Origin of the sequence: Aestuariivirga sp., from assembly GCF_044238155.1 — a bacterium.
GTDB lineage: Bacteria > Pseudomonadota > Alphaproteobacteria > Rhizobiales > Aestuariivirgaceae > Aestuariivirga.
In genome coordinates, this window is sequence record NZ_JBIIDX010000083.1 from 1 (window position 1) to 15,198 (window position 15,198).

The window sequence follows — 15,198 nt, forward strand, 5'->3', positions numbered from 1 at the left end:
CTCGCTACCACTGCCCAGGCCATCGCTGACCATCACGACGCGCAGGCCCCGGTCGACCGCATCGAGCGCCGTGGCGAGCACACAGACATCCGTTTCGATGCCGGTGAGGATCAAGGCCTTGAAGCCGAGGCGGCTCAGCACATCGCAGAACCCAACCGACTCGAAGGCGGAATAGGCTGACTTGTCCACCACCTGCGCTGGCGACGCCAACTCCCGGAGCGGTGGCAGCAAATCGTAAATGCCAGTGTCGTTGGCCTGGCGCAGCACGCTCGACCAGCGGCGGTAGTAGGTCTGCCACTGACCATGCGCCTCTGCGACGGTGCGCGGCGGCATGAAGCGGGTGAAGATGGTGCTGGCCGGGGCATGCCGCGCGAGACGCTCGACCACCGGCAGAACGCGCAGCGTATCCGGCACAGCCCACTCGCTGCCTGACGCGAAGAACACCTGCATGTCGATCGCGACATGGCAGGCTTCCGGCCCCAGCGGGCCGTGCAGCAGGCCGCCACTCACGAGGCCACCGCCATGGTGTGCGCGACCTCCCAGGACAGTGTCACCGCGGCGCCGGGCTGGTGAAGCTCGCCGGAGGCGTTCTGCACGAAGGCCAGAAACGGCGTTTCGCCAAGAACCGGCACCGCAACGCGGTAGATTACGCTTGCGCCGGAATAGACACTCTGCATGACGACTCCCTTGAGCGCATTCATTCCCGCTGCCGCACCGCTGCCGATGCGGATCTTCTCGGGCCGCACGATGGCAAGGCCGGACGACTGCGCGGGAAGGCGGATCATGGTGCCATCGGCAAGAACGAGGCCTTCGGCGGCGGCCGTGCCGCGCAGTATGTTGGCATCGCCAAGAAACTGCGCAGCGAAGATGCTGACGGGCCGCTCATAGACCTGCTGCGGTGTGCCGGATTGCACGATCCGGCCCTCATTGATGATGGCGATCCGGTCAGAGAGGGTAAGGGCCTCTTCCTGGTCGTGGGTCACGAAAATGGTGGTGATGCCGGTACGGCGCTGGATGTCGCGCAATTCCACCTGCATCTCCTGGCGCAGCTTGCGGTCAAGCGCGCCCAGCGGCTCGTCCAGCAGAAGCACGCGCGGCTCGGTGATCAGCGCGCGCGCCAGCGCAACCCTCTGCTGCTGCCCGCCCGATAGCTCGCGCGGCCTGCGGCCACCGAGACCTGACAGCCGCACCAGTGCCAGATACTGCTCGATGCGGCGCGCCGTTTCGGCTTGCGGATCGCCGCGCACCTCAAGCCCAAAGGCCAGGTTGCGCGCCACGCTGAGATGCGGAAACAACGCGTAGGACTGGAAAACCATGCCGATGCGGCGCTTGTGGACCGGTGTCGCATCGACCGCCTCGCCATCGAAGGCGATGCGGCCCTGATCCGGCGTCACGAAGCCGGCAATCGCCCTGAGCAGCGTCGTCTTGCCGGAGCCCGAGGGCCCCAGCAGCCCGAAGAATTCACCATCTGCGAAGTCGATCGACACATCATCGAGCGCCTTGAACGCACCATAGCTCTTGGAGACGGAGGTGACGCTGATCGTGGTCATCTAACGGTCTCCACCAAATTTATAGAAACGCGACACGACGAGAACGATGCTCATGGACACGATGATGACGATGGACGAGATGGCGTTGATCTCGGGCGTGAAGCCCTTGCGGATGGCGGTGAAGATCTCGACCGGAAGCGTGGAGGTGCCCGGCGCGGCAAGGAAATAGGAAATGATGAACTGGTCGAAGGAGACCGCGAAGGCAAACATCGCCGCAGCGACGATGCCGGGCGCCAACAGGGGTACTGTCACCCGGAAGAAGGCCTGGGCTGGAGCTGCGCCAAGGCTGGCGGCTGCCTCTTCGAGCTCCGGACCATGCGCGGCGAGCCGCGCGCCCACCACCACGATCACATAGGGAAGCGACAGCGCCACATGCCCCAGAAGGATGGCATGCAGGCCGCGGCCGACGCCCGTCCAGAAGAAGAAGATCAGCATGGCCGTGCCGATGATCAGCCACGGAATGGTGATGGGTGGAAACAACATGAGCTGCAGAAAACGCTTTCCGGTGAATTCGTTGCGGGCAAGGCCAAGAGCGGCCAGCGTTCCCAGCGCGGTGGCGATGACCGACGACAGAAGCGCGATCCATACGCTGTTCCAGCCCGCAGTGAGCAGCCTGTCATTTTGCGCAAGCGCCCTGAACCAGACCAGATCGAACCGGAACGGCAGTTCGTAGAGCGGCGAGGCATTGAACGCCATGATCATCATGATGGCGACAGGAAGATAAAGGAAGGCGAGAATGGCGCCGAGATATGTGAGGCCCAGATAGCGCATCGCGTTAGCGCACCATATGCCGCTGCAACAGCGGATAGCCGAGAGCCAGCATCAGCAGAATGATGGCAAGCATGATGAACGACAGGGCTGCCCCCAGCGGCCAGTTGAAGGTGGCGGTGAACTGGCTTTCGATGATCGGCCCCAGCATGATGGCATCCTTGCCGCCCAGAATGCGCGGTTCCATGAAGGAGCCGGTCACCGGCACGAAGATGAGAAACACCCCTGCCAGCACGCCGGGCAGGCTCAATGGCAGCATGACGCGGAGAAAGGCCTGCAGCCTGCTGGCGCCCAGCGATCGGGCTGCCTCGATGACGCGCTCGTCGATGGCCTGCAACGAGACATAGATGGTGAGAACGGCATAGGGCAGATAGGCGTGGATGAGCCCGATGACGATAGCCGGATAGGTGAAGATGATGTCGAAGGGACCGCGCAGCACCATGGTCCAGGAGAAGGTGCGCACCAGTGCATTGGTCCAGAACGGCAGGATGATCAACAGGAAGATAGCCTCGCGGGCGCGACCCGCAATCATGCGGGTGAGCACGACAGCCACCGGATAGCCGAGCAGCACGCAGCCTGCCGTCACATAGGCGGCGAGCTCCAGCGAGCGCAGCGCATTGTACCAGTAGATCTTCTTGGTGAAGAACGACACGTAGTGCTGCAGCGTCAGCTGCGCCTCCCGTCCGCCGACCGGCACGGCGGTCAGGAACGAAAAGAACAGCATGACGGCCAGCGGCAAGAATATGGTGAGCGCCAGCCACAGATAGGCTGGCGCCACCAGGGCGGTCACTCGCAGGTGCTTGCCCGCACCAGGCATGAAGGAAACCTACTGTGCGAAGGAGGTCTTTACTTCATCCCACAGTTCTTGCTGGGCCTGGCGCTGCTGATCGGTGACCGGCGCCATCCACTGCACGCGCTTGACGACCTCAGGATCGCCGAGAACCGCGCGGTTCAGCGCATCCTCCGGCAGGCCCGCCATGGCCTTGAGGTTGGCGGAGGCCGGCGCGCCAACATTGGTGTCCCACGGCACATAAAAGGACGGATCGACCATGTAGTTGATGAAGGCGAGCGCGCCATCCGGGTTGGGCGCACCCGCAGCGACGGCCAGCCCGTCGAACCAGCCGATTGCGCCTTCCTTCGGCACGACGAACTGAACCGGCAGTTTCATGGCCTTGCGCGAGCGCGAGGCGCTGCCAGACCAGTAGACGGCAACCAGATAATCCTCTGCTGCAAACAGCTTGTTCCACTCGTCCTCGGATGACCAGAAGGTCTTCAGCTGCGGCTTCAATGCCATGAGCTTGTCCTTGACCTTGGCCATGTCGGCGGGGTTGTTGATGTCCTGGCCGGTGGCGAGCGCACCAAACTGGATCGCCTCCATGGCATCGTCACGCATGCCGACCTTGCCGGCATAGGCGGGATTCCACAGGGCCTCGATGCTGTCGATCTTGTCGGTGATCTTGTCGAAGTTATAGGCGAAGGAGGTGAGGCCCCAGACCCAGGAGACGGCATAGGTCTTGCCATCCTTCACGAAACGGTCACTGTCGCGCAGGGCGGGCGCCAGATCGGCGAAGTTGGAGAGCTTCGCGGTGTCGATCGGCTGGATGAGGCCCTCGTTGGCGGCATCCATCACATAGATGTTGTTGATCAGCACAACGTCATAGGCGCCGGGACTGGTGCGCAGCTTGGTGAGCATCTCCTGCTCGGAGTTGAAATAGTCATGCACGACCTTGATGCCGGTTGCCTTCTCGAAGGCCTCGAGCGCCCATTTCTCATCCGTGCCATAACCCTGCCAGTTGAGAACCTTGATTTCACCCGCAGCGTGACCGAGACGGGGCATGGCGCCCAGCAGCGGGACGGAACCCAAAAGCCCGAGTGCAGCGCGACGATTGATCGAAAGACGCATGATTTCCTCCTGATTTCGTTGAATAAACCTAACATGCGCGACATTGCCCGGCAACCGGCTGCATGCAATGCAATTGATTCAGAACTTCCGCAATGTCACCTTTGGGAGATTCTGGATGCATCAGCATGAACGATCTCGAATTCGGCACGCGGAACAAGCGCGGAGACTGGTCGCCCAATCAGCACCCACAGGTGGCATTCTTCTGGAGCAGGCCCTTCGACCTCAGGGCGTGGGGCAAGTTCCTGATCGGCTATGCCTGGCCGTGGAACGCATTTCACGTCGCCGTCACCCTGCTCTACTGGTACGTCCTCCTGCCCGACTGGGAGACCATGAAGACACTGAGCTGGGGCTGGGTACTCTGGCTCTACATGGTGAACGGCGTCGGCATCTTCCTGATGTATGGCTCGATAGAGGCCGTCTACTACTGGAAACGCCGGCAGGGCACGCGCTTCAAATACAATGCCAAGTTCCCATACGAGCAGCCGTCGGACGTGTTCTGGTTCAAGAGCCAGAATATCGACAATTTTCTCAGGACGTATCTGTCCGGCATCGTGTTCTGGACACTGGTTGAGGTCATTCTGCTATGGAGCTTCGCCAATGGCCTGGCGCCATGGCTGAGCTGGACGGAGAACCCCTATCATCTGGCACTTCTTGTCTTCATCACGCCGATGATCCATGAGGTGCACTTCTTCCTGATCCACCGCCTGATTCACACGCCGTTCCTCTACAAGTGGGTGCATTCGGTGCATCACAATTCGGTGAACCCTTCGCCGTGGTCGTCGCTCTCGATGCATCCTGTCGAAACGTTTCTCTATCATGCCGTGGCGTTGTGGCATCTGGTGATCCCGTCCAATCCTCTGATCGGGCTGCTGCAGCTCAACATGGCGGGGTATGGCGCACTCAACGGTCACATCGGTTTCGACAAGCTTGAGATCACCGACAACGCAACACTCGATAGCCACGCCTATGTCCACTACCTGCATCACAAGTATTTCGAGGTGAACTACGGCGGCGACGGGCTGATCCCGCTCGATCAGTGGTTCGGCACCTGGCACGACGGATCAAGGGAAGGCCAGGAACGCATGGAAGCGCGCCATGCGAGAAAAGTGGCGCGCATGAACAAGGCCGGGGCCTGAGAACATAGCCAGAGCTGCGACGAACTGATAAACTCGAGCCTTCGCAGCGAGGGAACCCTGACGTGGCTCAGCAAGACGGCCTGACCAGGCCCGTGGCCTCAGGCGCCTGGTATGAAATCCGGCATATCGACAGCGGGCTCAGCCAGATCATCGAAACCCATGTGGCGCCGTGGATGCGATGCAACATGTGGCTGATCCACGGGCGAGAGCAAAGCCTGCTCATCGATACCGGAATGGGTTTGCGGCCGCTCAAGGCGGATATTGCCGCGCTCAGCGAGCGTACCGTGACAGCGATTTGCACACACTGCCATTTCGATCACATGGGCTCACTGCATGAATTCAGCGCGCGACTGGGCCACAGGCTGGAAGCGCAGGATTTCGCCGCGCCGGACCCGCAGCGGAGCTGTGCCGCGAGCTGGATCGAAGCTGAGCTTCTCACTGCGCTTCCACATCAGGACTATGATCTGCGCCGCTTCAGCCTGACACCGGCCCCGCTCACCGGGCATCTGGACGAGGGCGATGTTCTCGACACCGGCGACCGGGTGTTCCGCGTGTTTCACCTGCCTGGCCACTCGCCGGGCTCCATCGCGCTTTACGAGGCCGCCAGCCAGACGCTGTTCAGCGGTGACGTGATCTATGACGGCTTGCTGATCGATGATGCCTGGCACTCTGATGCCGAAGCCTATGTCCACTCACTGCGGCGGCTGAAGGAATTGCCGGTGGCACGGGTTTTTGCAGGGCACGAGGCGCCATTCGGAAAGGCGAGGCTCGACGAACTGATCGACAGCTATCTGACCGGTGGACAGCGACTGGGCGACGTCAGGGACTGGATCACCTCGCAGAGGGGCTGAGCTACCGGCTGGCAGGCTCCTGCGCGCGGACGAGGATGCCAAGGCAGCGCCCTGGACAGAATGACCACTGCCGCAGCCCCGCCTCGACCGGATCCGCGCGCCTGCCCTGATGCCGCGAACACGGCGGCGAGGCTCAGGCGGCGAAGTCAATCACAAGCCTGCCCCTGACCCCGCCCCGGGCCAGCCGCTGCATCGCCGCATTGATGTCCCTGAGCGCCACCATCTCGAGGTCAATCCGAAAACCATGACGGGCGGAAAGGGCAAGAAAATCCTGCATCTGCTGGCGGGTTCCGACGCTGGTGCCGGTGATCTTCACGCCATTGTAAGTCAGCCACTCGAGCACCAGCGGCACCGGCTCAGCCACCATGGCAACCGAGACGATGGTGGCCAGATTGTTCACCATGCCGGTGACCATCGGCCAGATGCGATTGGAGGGCGCAAAGTTGAGAACGGCATCCGCCCCGCCGAGGGCCTTGACCTTATCCGCCGTGGCATCATCGGCAATGAAGCAGGCATCAGCCCCGAGGGCCTCAGCCTCCCTGAGCTTGGCGGCGCTGGTATCGACAGCGACGACCGTGGCGCCGGTGAGCCTGGCGATCTGGATACCATATTGGCCAAGGCCGCCGCAGCCAACGATGACGGCGAGCTTGCCTGGCGCGAGATCGGCCTTCAGAACACCACCATAGGCCGTGACACCAGCACACATCAGGGGCGCTGCGGCCGGACTTTCGATGGCGGCCGGCACCACGGCTGCAAGCCGCTCCTGCACAATGACATATTCGGCAAAGGAGCCATTGACGTTGAAACCATGGGCGCGCTGATCCGGGCAGAAGGACTCAGAACCGGTGAGACAACTGCGGCACCGGCCGCATATGTCATGCAGCCACGGCGCACCGAGCCTCATGCCAAGAGGAGTTCGGGTGCCCGGGCCTGCCTCCACCACCTGGCCGATGCCTTCGTGGCCCAGCGTCAGCGGCTCTGGCGCACCAGACGGAAAGGCCTTGCCCTCCGCGACATGCAGATCGGTGTGGCAGATGCCCGAAACCTCGAGCTTCAACAGCAACTCGCCTGGCCCAGGACGAGGGACCGGAACACGCGAGACCTCAAGCGGCTGCCCGGGATTGACAAGCCGGGCCGCCCACATGGTTTCAGTCATGATTGCGTTCCTTTCGAAGAGCGGCCTCAAGCATCACGTCGACGGCCTGACCGGTGATCGTCATGGCCTGGGCGGAAGAAAGTTCCGTCATGTCAGTTGACCGGCGCACCCACAGCCCGTCGATCAGAACGACGATGCTGATCGCTATCGACTGTGCCTCCTCATGCGGCACCAGAGCGGACAGGGCATGGACGAGATTGCTGATGACACGCCGGTCGAAGACCCTCTGCAAACGGGCAAGATCGGGCCGCTTGTCAAGGAAGGCATAGAAGCCGATCCACGCCTTTGAGCCCTCGATCGTGAAGATGCGTTCACTGAGATGCGCCGCAATGATGGCGTCCACCCGCTCGCGTGGCGACCTGGCAGTGCGGAGCATGCGGGCGGTGTCGGTGAGGGTCCGGAAATAGGCCTTGCGCACAAATGCGAAGATGAGGTCGTTCTTGGACTTGAAGTAGTAGTTGATGATGCCTGTCGACAGGCCGGAGCGCTTGCTGATGCGCGCCATCGTCAAGCCATTCAGGCCATGGTCGAGGAACGTCTGATAGGCCGCCTCGATCAGCTCGTGACGGCGAATGTCCTCGATGCGTGAGCGGGATGTTGGCACGTCAGGATATCCGCAGGACTACCTTTCCGGCCGCCTGGCCGCTTTCAAGACATGACTGCGCCTTTGCCGCCTCGGCAAGAGCGAAGCTCTCTGCCACACGGATCTTCAGACGGCCCCCGGCAACCAGCTTCAGGGCTTCGGCAATGATCGCCGCCTGCTGTTTGAGACGATCGGCAAGGTGTTTCCACATGGGCGTCAGCATCATCACATTGTGAAGCGTCAGATTGAGGTTGTAGGCATTGAGATCGGCGTCATCCGGGGCGATGCCCATCAGCGACACGATGCGGCCATAGGGCGCCATGGCGCGGTAGGTCTTCTGCATCACCTCCGCGCCGGCATTGTCGAAGCCAACCTGCAAGCCGCCGGACCAGCGCAGCGCCTCTTCCGCGAAATCAGCCTCGCGGTAATTGATCAGGCAGTCGGCGCCATCTGCGGCAGCGAGCCTCGCCTTGACCGGCGAACTGATGGTGGCTGCCACGCGCGCCGCGCGCAAGCGGGCCAGCTGGATGGCCACATGGCCGGTGCCGCCTGCCCCGCCGTGGATCAGCACATGTTCACCCGCCTGGACATTCGCGCGGTCATAAAGTGCTTCCCAGCAGGTAATGGAGACAAGCGGAAGAGCCGCAGCGGTGGCGTCGTCAACGGAGTCGGGCACCCTGGCCAGCTGCCAGTCAGGAACGACCGCTGCCTCGGCATAGGTGCCCATGACACCACCGATGCCACCATTGCAGAAGCACACGCGGTCGCCGGGCTTCACTGTGGTGACTGCCGGGCCAACCGCACTGACCACGCCCATGCCATCATGGCCGAGAACGAAGGGCGAGGGTCCTTCGACATAGCCACCCAACTGCCGGAAGAACACATCCGCCGGGTTGAGCGCGGCTGCCCGCAGCGTGACCAGCACATCCGACGGGCCCTGCGGCCAGGGCAGGTCAACGTCCTGAAGTCTGAGAACCTCCGGGCCACCCTTCGCCGTGGCAACGACTGCCTTTATCTTCATCGCGAAACCTTTCGCAGCTGGCGGATGTACCAAAGCATGATGAGGCTGAGGCAGGCGAACACCGTAAGCGCAAGGATGACCGAGGCAACGGCCAGCCTGGGCGTTCCGGCAGAGCGCAGGCTCAGCCACATGAGTACGGGCAGGGTCTGCGTATCGCGGTCGGTGAGGAACAGCGCCATCACGAATTCATTGAGCGAGATCACGAAGGCAAACAGCAGCGAGGAGACAACGCCGGTCGACACCATGGGCAGCACGATCTCGACGAAGGTGCGCGCCGGACCGCCACCCAGATCATAGGAGGCCTCGACGACACGGTTGTCGATGGTACGGAAGGTGGCTTCCATGAGCATGAAGACCAGCGGCATGGCCCACAGCGAATGGGCAAGCATGACCATCGGGCGCGAGCCATAAAAAGCGTAGTCCCCGATTGACAGGCCGCCAAAGGCAATGGCCACGCCGAGGCCCAGCACCACGCCCGGCATGAACAGCGGCAGCATGATGAGCACATACAGCGCATCGCGCCCCGGAATGGGAAAACGCTGAAACGCCCAGGCGCAGAGTATGCCGGCCGTTGTCGAAATGAGAGCGGTGCCCGCGGCAATCATGATGCTGTTCTGCAGCGCGTCGGTCCATTGTCCGCTGCCGAAGAAATCCGCATACCAGCGCCACGACCAGGCATTGACCGGGAAACGGATCATCGCGGCGTCATTGAAGGACATGACCAGGGTCACGAGGATCGGCACCAGAATGTAGCCGATGATGAACAGCGTAAAGGCAATGGCCAGTGCACGGAACATCAAGGGCTCGAGGCTGCGGCGGATGGCGTGATCAGACATGGAAGGATGTCCGCTTCGACTGCATGCTTCGCGTGATGAACATCACACAGGCAACGCCAATGATCAGCACGGTGGCGAAGGCCGAGGCCATCGGCCAGTTGTGCTTGCCCAGCATCTGCTCCTGGATCAGGAACCCCATGGTCCACAGCGTGTCAGGCCCCAGCGCCGAAGGCGTGGCGTAGGTGCCGATGGTCCAGATGAAGGACTGCGAAAAGGCAACCAGGATGCCGGTCCAGGTGAGCGGCAGCAGCACCTCGCGGAAGGTGGTGAGCGGCGAGGCGCCAAGATCGGCACTGGCTTCGAGAAGGCGCTTGTCGAGCCCGTCGAAGATCGACAGCAGGATGAAGAAGCAGAACGGCAGCGTGACGTAGATGAGCCCGACGAAGGCGGCAAATTCGGTATACATGAGGCTGATCTTGTCGGAGATGAGCCCGGACTGGAGCAGCGCGTAGCTGAGCAGGCCATTCTTGGGAAAGAACATCCACCAGCCGAAGATGATGGCGATTTCCGAAATCAGCAGCGGACAGAGCGCCAGCCCGATCATCAGAAGCCGCCAGCGCGGCGGCTTGAGCCATACGAGCATGGCAAACACATAGCCGATGAACACGGTGGCCAGAGAGGCCATGATCGAAAGCTGGACCGTGGTCCACATGGCGTTGGTGAACAGCGGGTTGGAGAACAGGTTGACGTAGTGATCGAAGGTGAAGCCCGGAACATAGAGCCTCTGGTCTATATGGAGGTTGAAGCTCATGCGCACCATCAGCAGCATGGGCAGACCAAAGAATACCACCACCACGAGCAGCGCGGGCAGCATGAGAAGCCAGGGCGCCAGCGCCTGACGCCGCCGCAGGACGCGGCGCGCGGTCTCGTGATCGGTTTCGGCGTCCGGCATCGCCACTGTCACCGGAAGATCCTCATGTCCTCGTTTCGCCAGCCGACCTCGATGGCATCACCTGCCATGAGCCCGATGGCGCCAGAATGATCGGCGGCCAGTTCGAGCGCGCCTGCACGCATGTGATAGCGGTAGACATCACCCAGGAATTCGATGAAGTGGACACGCGCCGAAAGACGATTGGGACATGACGCTGCCTCGGCTGCCAGCCTCAGGCGCGATGGCCGCACATAGATCCGCGAGGGTCCTTCAGGCAGGACCTGCTCAAGCCTCAGGCCAATGGCAGCGCCCGTCTTGTCCGTGAGGCCCGCGGCTCCGCTCTGCACGGTGAGGCAGCAGCTTTCACCGATGAAGGTGTAGACAAACTCGCTGACCGGCGCGTGGAAGATCTTCTCTGGCACGTCCACCTGTTCAATGCGGCCACTGTTCATGACCGCGACCCGGCTGGACATGGCCATGGCCTCGCCCTGGTCATGGGTCACGTAAATGGCGGTGAACTTGAGTTCGTCATGCAGGCGCTTGATCTCGGCACGCAACTGCAGGCGCAGCGACAGGTCCAGCGCGGAGAGCGGCTCGTCGAAGAGCAGGATGGCAGGCCTGACTGCCAGCGAGCGCGCCAGCGCCACGCGCTGCTTCTGGCCACCCGACAACTGCCCAGGATAACGCTGCTCGAAGCCTGTGAGCCGCACGATGTCGAGCGCCTCGGCGATGCGCCTGTCCATGTCGGGCTTCGGCACCTTGCGCATGCGCAAGCCATAGGCCACGTTCTCCGCGACCGTCTTGTGAGGAAACAATGCACCCGACTGAAAGATGGTCGCGGTGTCGCGCTGATAGGCGGGCAGATGATCGATGCGCTGCCCGTCAATGAGGATGGAGCCACTGTCGAGATCCTCGAAGCCGCCAATCAGGCGAAGCGTCGACGTCTTACCGGACCCGGAAGGCCCCAGCAGGGTGAGGAACTCGCCCTTGGCCACCGACAAGGACACATCATTGACCGCAACGACCGAGCCGAAGCGCCGCACCGCATTGCGAAGTTCAAGTGCCGGCATGGTCATCGTTCCCGACAGCCCATGGCAATCATGAGGCCCGCGCCCAGGGCGCGGGCCTCATGAGGATCGCTCAACCCGAGGTCCTTGCGACAGTCTGTTTCATGCGGTCGTCGAATGCCTGGTAGTTGGCGTTGATCTTGTCCCAGCCGTCCATGGTGATGATCTGGAACATCTTGTGATAGTCCTCGTTGGACTTGGGATAGCCCACCCAATGCTCCGGCACCGTCACGTCCTTGCGCGCCATGAAGATGAGCGTCTTGGCGAGGAAGCGATCCTGGGTTTCCTTGTCCAGGAGATAGTTCATGAACAGGTCCGCGAGATCATTGTGCCTGGTGCCACGCACCTTGAAGTACCAGTCCGCCCAGGCCGAGACGCCTTCCTTCGGCACCGAGGCCAGATATTCGCCGGGGCTCTGGTTCATAAAGGTGTAGGCATCGGAGGAATAGCTCATCGCGACATCGGCCTCGCCCTGGTTGAGCAGGTTGGCTTGCTCGGCCCCGTCCTTGAACCACTTGGCGATCTTCAGCTTGTCAAGCTGCTGGAACAACGGCTCAGCGGTGCTGATGTCATACATCTCGTCGAGGCCGGGCGAGGACTGGCTCATCACCGCCGGAACCGAGAGCGTCCACCACCAGGCTCCGCTGTCGGCAGTCACCTTGCCGGCCAGCCGGTCATCCCAAAGGAGACCCCAGGTATCCGGCGCGATACCGAGGCTCTTCCGCAACAGCAACATGCAGGTGCCGCCGCCAAAGGGGATGCCATAGTCCTTGGCCTTGTCCGGCCGCGTCTCATAGAACCAGGGATAGACGGCATCGAGATTGGGAATCTTGGACCGGTCGGTCTTCGCGTAGAGGTTTTCAGCCAGGCCGGAGGAGGAGATGTATTCTTCCGCCACAGTGACGTCGAAGGGCGGGTTGTCCTCGGGCGCCGCCTTGATCTGGCTGACGATCTGATCCCAGCCGCCAACCGTTTCAGCCTTGGTGTTGTACTTGGCGTTGAAGGGATCAATGATGGTTTCGCGGAATACCTGTTCGTAGTTTCCCGACCACGACACGGCGATCAGGCTTTCGCCTTCGAAAGCAGCGCGCGCTGTCGTTACGGACGCGCGCCCGATGATGGCCGGCATGGCCACCGCAAGGCCGGCGCGCTTCAGAAAGGTGCGGCGGCTGGCGCTCAGGCTGCTGATGGTCTTGTTCATTGCTTCCTCCGTAATCCGGTGATTTGAATGTTTTATTTCCGGACCCTCATATAAACAAACCGATCTCGCGGGGGTCAAGGAAATATGGTGGCTTCAGGAAAAGGATTTGTTGCGTTGCGACACGCGCTTTTGCCATAAGCGTTTCATGACAATGACAGACGGGCACGCCAACCGGCATCTGCTGCCGGCGGCCGCCGTGGCGGTGTGCGGCGCAATGTGGGGCCTGTTCTGGCTTCCCCTTCGGCTGATCGAGGCCGAGGGCGTGGGGGGAGGCTGGATCTCCCTGATTTTCAATGCCCTGGGGATGCTGTCTGCCCTGCCCTGGTTGCTGCGCCGCAGCGCCTGGCATGGCTTCGGCGACCAAATGGTCAACGGCATGCTGCTGGGTACGGCTTTCTCGCTCTACACAGTGAGCCTGGTCATGACGGATGTCATCCACGCTATCCTGCTGTTCTACATGACGCCGGTTTGGAGCACACTCGGGGGCTGGCTGCTGTTTCGCGAGCGGCTGACGGGGAGCCGCATGCTGGCCCTTGTCATGGGCTTTGCCGGGCTTGCGGCGGTGCTTGGCGTATCGGGCGGACTGCCGTTGCCCCGCAACATGGGCGATGGCCTGGCGCTGATCAGCGGCATGTTCTGGGCGGCCGGCACCATGCGCAGTTTCCGCCGCCCGGCCGAGGGCATCGCCCTGCCGGTCTTCAGCTTCTCGCTGGGCGGCTTCATCTCGGCAACGGTCATTCTGCTGGTGGCGGCACTGCTCTCGTTTCATCTTGCAGCAGGCCAAAACCTCTTGCCGATGATGCCATGGATCATTCTGTTTGGTCTGGCGTTCTACGTGCCACCCAATTTTCTGGTATTGTGGGCAGCCCAGCGCATCGACTCAGCGCGGGTCGGAATCCTGCTGATGACGGAGGTCCTGTTCGGAACACTCTCGGCCGCGATCCTGTCGGGTGAAGCATTCGGGGTCTCGATCGGCATCGGCACGGCGCTGATCGTGAGCGCCGCCCTTATCGAGGTGTTCCGGCGCTGAGCGGGGGCCCTTCGTTGCGCGGATCGGGAAAGATCCCCTCAATGCGCACTCCCCTGGCCTCAAGGACGGGACGCAACTCCTCGAACACCGGCTTGTACCGATAATGTGGAATGCCCGGCATCATGTGATGGATGAGATGATAGTTCTGCCCCTGCAGCAGGATGTTGGCAAAGGGGAAGAGCGAGATTCGGGTGTTGCGGTAGCGCCCCGTTTCATGGTGGTCGTGGTGCGGCGTCCAGGTGAAGAAGGTGAGCATGATCGTCTGGCCAATCCACCACGGGACGAACCACAGGAGCAGCAGCTCCTTCCAGTAGCCCATGGCCAGGATTGCCGCGACCAGAGCGGCGCCAGCAGAGAACCCGAGGAATGTAAACACGTATTCCTGCCGCGTGCAGCCAAAGCGCCGGCAATCACGATATTGCTGGACAGGGTTGAAATAGCCGACGAGCGCCAGCGGCAGCCGAACGAGGAGCCAGCCCCAGAAGCCCCCGCGCGCGTAGATGTCGGGGTCATCATCCTCGTTTGTGCGGGCGTGATGCACCATGTGCTGGCGGCGATGCTGGTGAAAATTGAGCCAAAGCGGCAGGCAGGCGGTTACCCCCGCCAGCGTATCCACCCAGGCCAGAGAGCGTCGGCGGGAACTGATGTTGGCATGAACCGCCTCATGCACGACAGTGTAGAGCGCGTAGATGAACACGGTGTTGCCAATCATGCCGAGCCACATGGGAATGAAACCCGCCAGGGCCGCAACCGTCGCCGCAATGAAGATAAGGAACAGTTCCACTTCGAGCAGAAGGGTACGCCAGGCGAAATCCGGCGTGTGGCGGCGGCCAGCCTCGGCCTCCTGACGAATGGTTGATGGCAGAGGTGCGGTCATTGCCGTAAAACGCGGACCTGTCTTGATCAATGAGAGATATTCCGGCCAGATCCGGATGCTGTCAACCACCCGGAAAATACCGTGCGCGGGCGGCAAACGTCATCGGTCCGTCACAAAATGCGTCGACATGTCCCGACAGATGAGAACCAAGACAGCCATTGACGCCCTGACCGCCCTGGCGCAGCCGACGAGGCTTGCCGCCTTCCGCCTGCTCGTGCAGCATGAACCAGATGGACTTTCGGCCGGGGAGCTGGCTCGGCTGCTCAAGGTGCCGCACAATACCCTCTCCACGCACCTCGCAATCCTCAACCGGGCTGGACTCGTCTCGGTCGAGCGGCAGAGCCGCAA

At 61.9% G+C, this 15,198-nt stretch carries 17 protein-coding genes; 4 read left to right on the top strand and 13 right to left on the bottom strand.

The window, feature by feature from the left end:
* The 5 genes from ACILRN_RS10015 to ACILRN_RS10035 form a co-directional block, all read right to left on the bottom strand.
* The coding region (locus tag ACILRN_RS10015; protein ID WP_395687872.1) for a cysteine hydrolase family protein at positions 1-510 on the bottom strand (510 nt) is incomplete at its 3' end.
* Entirely contained in the window at positions 507-1,550 is a 1,044-nt protein-coding gene (locus tag ACILRN_RS10020; protein ID WP_395687875.1) for an ABC transporter ATP-binding protein, read from the bottom strand. The genes ACILRN_RS10015 and ACILRN_RS10020, both read right to left, overlap by 4 nt.
* Positions 1,551-2,321 (bottom strand): ABC transporter permease, encoded by a 771-nt coding sequence (locus tag ACILRN_RS10025; RefSeq protein WP_395687877.1) that lies wholly within the window; start codon positions 2,319-2,321, stop codon positions 1,551-1,553.
* Between the two features lie 4 nt (positions 2,322-2,325).
* On the bottom strand, positions 2,326-3,135 hold the full coding sequence (locus ACILRN_RS10030) for an ABC transporter permease (RefSeq protein WP_395687879.1): 810 nt from the start codon (positions 3,133-3,135) through the stop codon (positions 2,326-2,328).
* Positions 3,136-3,144: 9 nt separating this feature from the next.
* The gene (locus tag ACILRN_RS10035) at positions 3,145-4,221 is read right to left on the bottom strand and encodes a PotD/PotF family extracellular solute-binding protein (RefSeq protein WP_395687881.1); all 1,077 of its coding nucleotides are present in this window, start codon (positions 4,219-4,221) and stop codon (positions 3,145-3,147) included.
* A gap of 125 nt (positions 4,222-4,346) precedes the next feature.
* Here ACILRN_RS10035 and ACILRN_RS10040 point away from each other — a divergent pair, with 125 nt between their 5' ends.
* Together ACILRN_RS10040 and ACILRN_RS10045 are read left to right on the top strand one after the other, a co-directional pair.
* Entirely contained in the window at positions 4,347-5,357 is a 1,011-nt protein-coding gene (locus tag ACILRN_RS10040) for a sterol desaturase family protein (RefSeq protein ID WP_395687883.1), read from the top strand.
* Positions 5,358-5,419: 62 nt separating this feature from the next.
* Positions 5,420-6,208 carry an MBL fold metallo-hydrolase gene (locus tag ACILRN_RS10045; protein WP_395687884.1) on the top strand — a complete coding sequence of 263 codons (789 nt, stop codon included), beginning with the start codon at positions 5,420-5,422 and terminating at the stop codon, positions 6,206-6,208.
* A 133-nt stretch (positions 6,209-6,341) separates the two neighbouring features.
* On the opposite strand, the gene ACILRN_RS10050 is transcribed toward ACILRN_RS10045, so the two are convergent.
* The 7 genes from ACILRN_RS10050 to ACILRN_RS10080 all read right to left on the bottom strand — a co-directional run bounded on the left by ACILRN_RS10050 (position 6,342) and on the right by ACILRN_RS10080 (position 12,943).
* On the bottom strand, positions 6,342-7,364 hold the full coding sequence (locus ACILRN_RS10050) for an alcohol dehydrogenase catalytic domain-containing protein (protein ID WP_395687886.1): 1,023 nt from the start codon (positions 7,362-7,364) through the stop codon (positions 6,342-6,344).
* Positions 7,357-7,968, bottom strand: a complete 612-nt coding sequence (gene betI, locus ACILRN_RS10055) for a transcriptional regulator BetI (protein ID WP_395687887.1) — start codon at positions 7,966-7,968, stop codon at positions 7,357-7,359. Before betI ends, ACILRN_RS10050 begins: the two co-directional genes overlap by 8 nt.
* Position 7,969: 1 nt before the next feature.
* On the bottom strand, positions 7,970-8,968 hold the full coding sequence (locus tag ACILRN_RS10060) for a zinc-binding dehydrogenase (protein ID WP_395687889.1): 999 nt from the start codon (positions 8,966-8,968) through the stop codon (positions 7,970-7,972).
* Positions 8,965-9,804, bottom strand: coding sequence for an ABC transporter permease (locus tag ACILRN_RS10065; RefSeq protein ID WP_395687891.1), 840 nt, complete (start codon positions 9,802-9,804; stop codon positions 8,965-8,967). Before ACILRN_RS10065 ends, ACILRN_RS10060 begins: the two co-directional genes overlap by 4 nt.
* A complete protein-coding gene (locus ACILRN_RS10070; protein WP_395687894.1) occupies positions 9,797-10,708 on the bottom strand; it encodes an ABC transporter permease in 912 nt (303 codons plus the stop codon). Before ACILRN_RS10070 ends, ACILRN_RS10065 begins: the two co-directional genes overlap by 8 nt.
* Positions 10,705-11,745 (bottom strand): ABC transporter ATP-binding protein, encoded by a 1,041-nt coding sequence (locus ACILRN_RS10075; protein WP_395687896.1) that lies wholly within the window; start codon positions 11,743-11,745, stop codon positions 10,705-10,707. The genes ACILRN_RS10070 and ACILRN_RS10075 overlap by 4 nt, the downstream gene beginning before the upstream one ends.
* Before the next feature lie 70 nt (positions 11,746-11,815).
* Positions 11,816-12,943, bottom strand: a complete 1,128-nt coding sequence (locus ACILRN_RS10080; RefSeq protein ID WP_395687898.1) for a PotD/PotF family extracellular solute-binding protein — start codon at positions 12,941-12,943, stop codon at positions 11,816-11,818.
* Between the two features lie 145 nt (positions 12,944-13,088).
* On the opposite strand from ACILRN_RS10080, the gene ACILRN_RS10085 reads away from it, so the two are divergent.
* Positions 13,089-13,973 (top strand): DMT family transporter, encoded by an 885-nt coding sequence (locus tag ACILRN_RS10085; RefSeq protein WP_395687900.1) that lies wholly within the window; start codon positions 13,089-13,091, stop codon positions 13,971-13,973.
* Here ACILRN_RS10085 and ACILRN_RS10090 read toward each other — a convergent pair.
* Positions 13,951-14,880 carry a fatty acid desaturase family protein gene (locus tag ACILRN_RS10090; protein ID WP_395687902.1) on the bottom strand — a complete coding sequence of 310 codons (930 nt, stop codon included), beginning with the start codon at positions 14,878-14,880 and terminating at the stop codon, positions 13,951-13,953. The two genes, ACILRN_RS10085 and ACILRN_RS10090, sit on opposite strands and share 23 nt — an antisense overlap.
* A gap of 109 nt (positions 14,881-14,989) precedes the next feature.
* Here ACILRN_RS10090 and ACILRN_RS10095 point away from each other — a divergent pair.
* Positions 14,990-15,198: ArsR/SmtB family transcription factor (locus ACILRN_RS10095; protein WP_395687906.1), on the top strand; the 209-nt coding region annotated here is incomplete at its 3' end.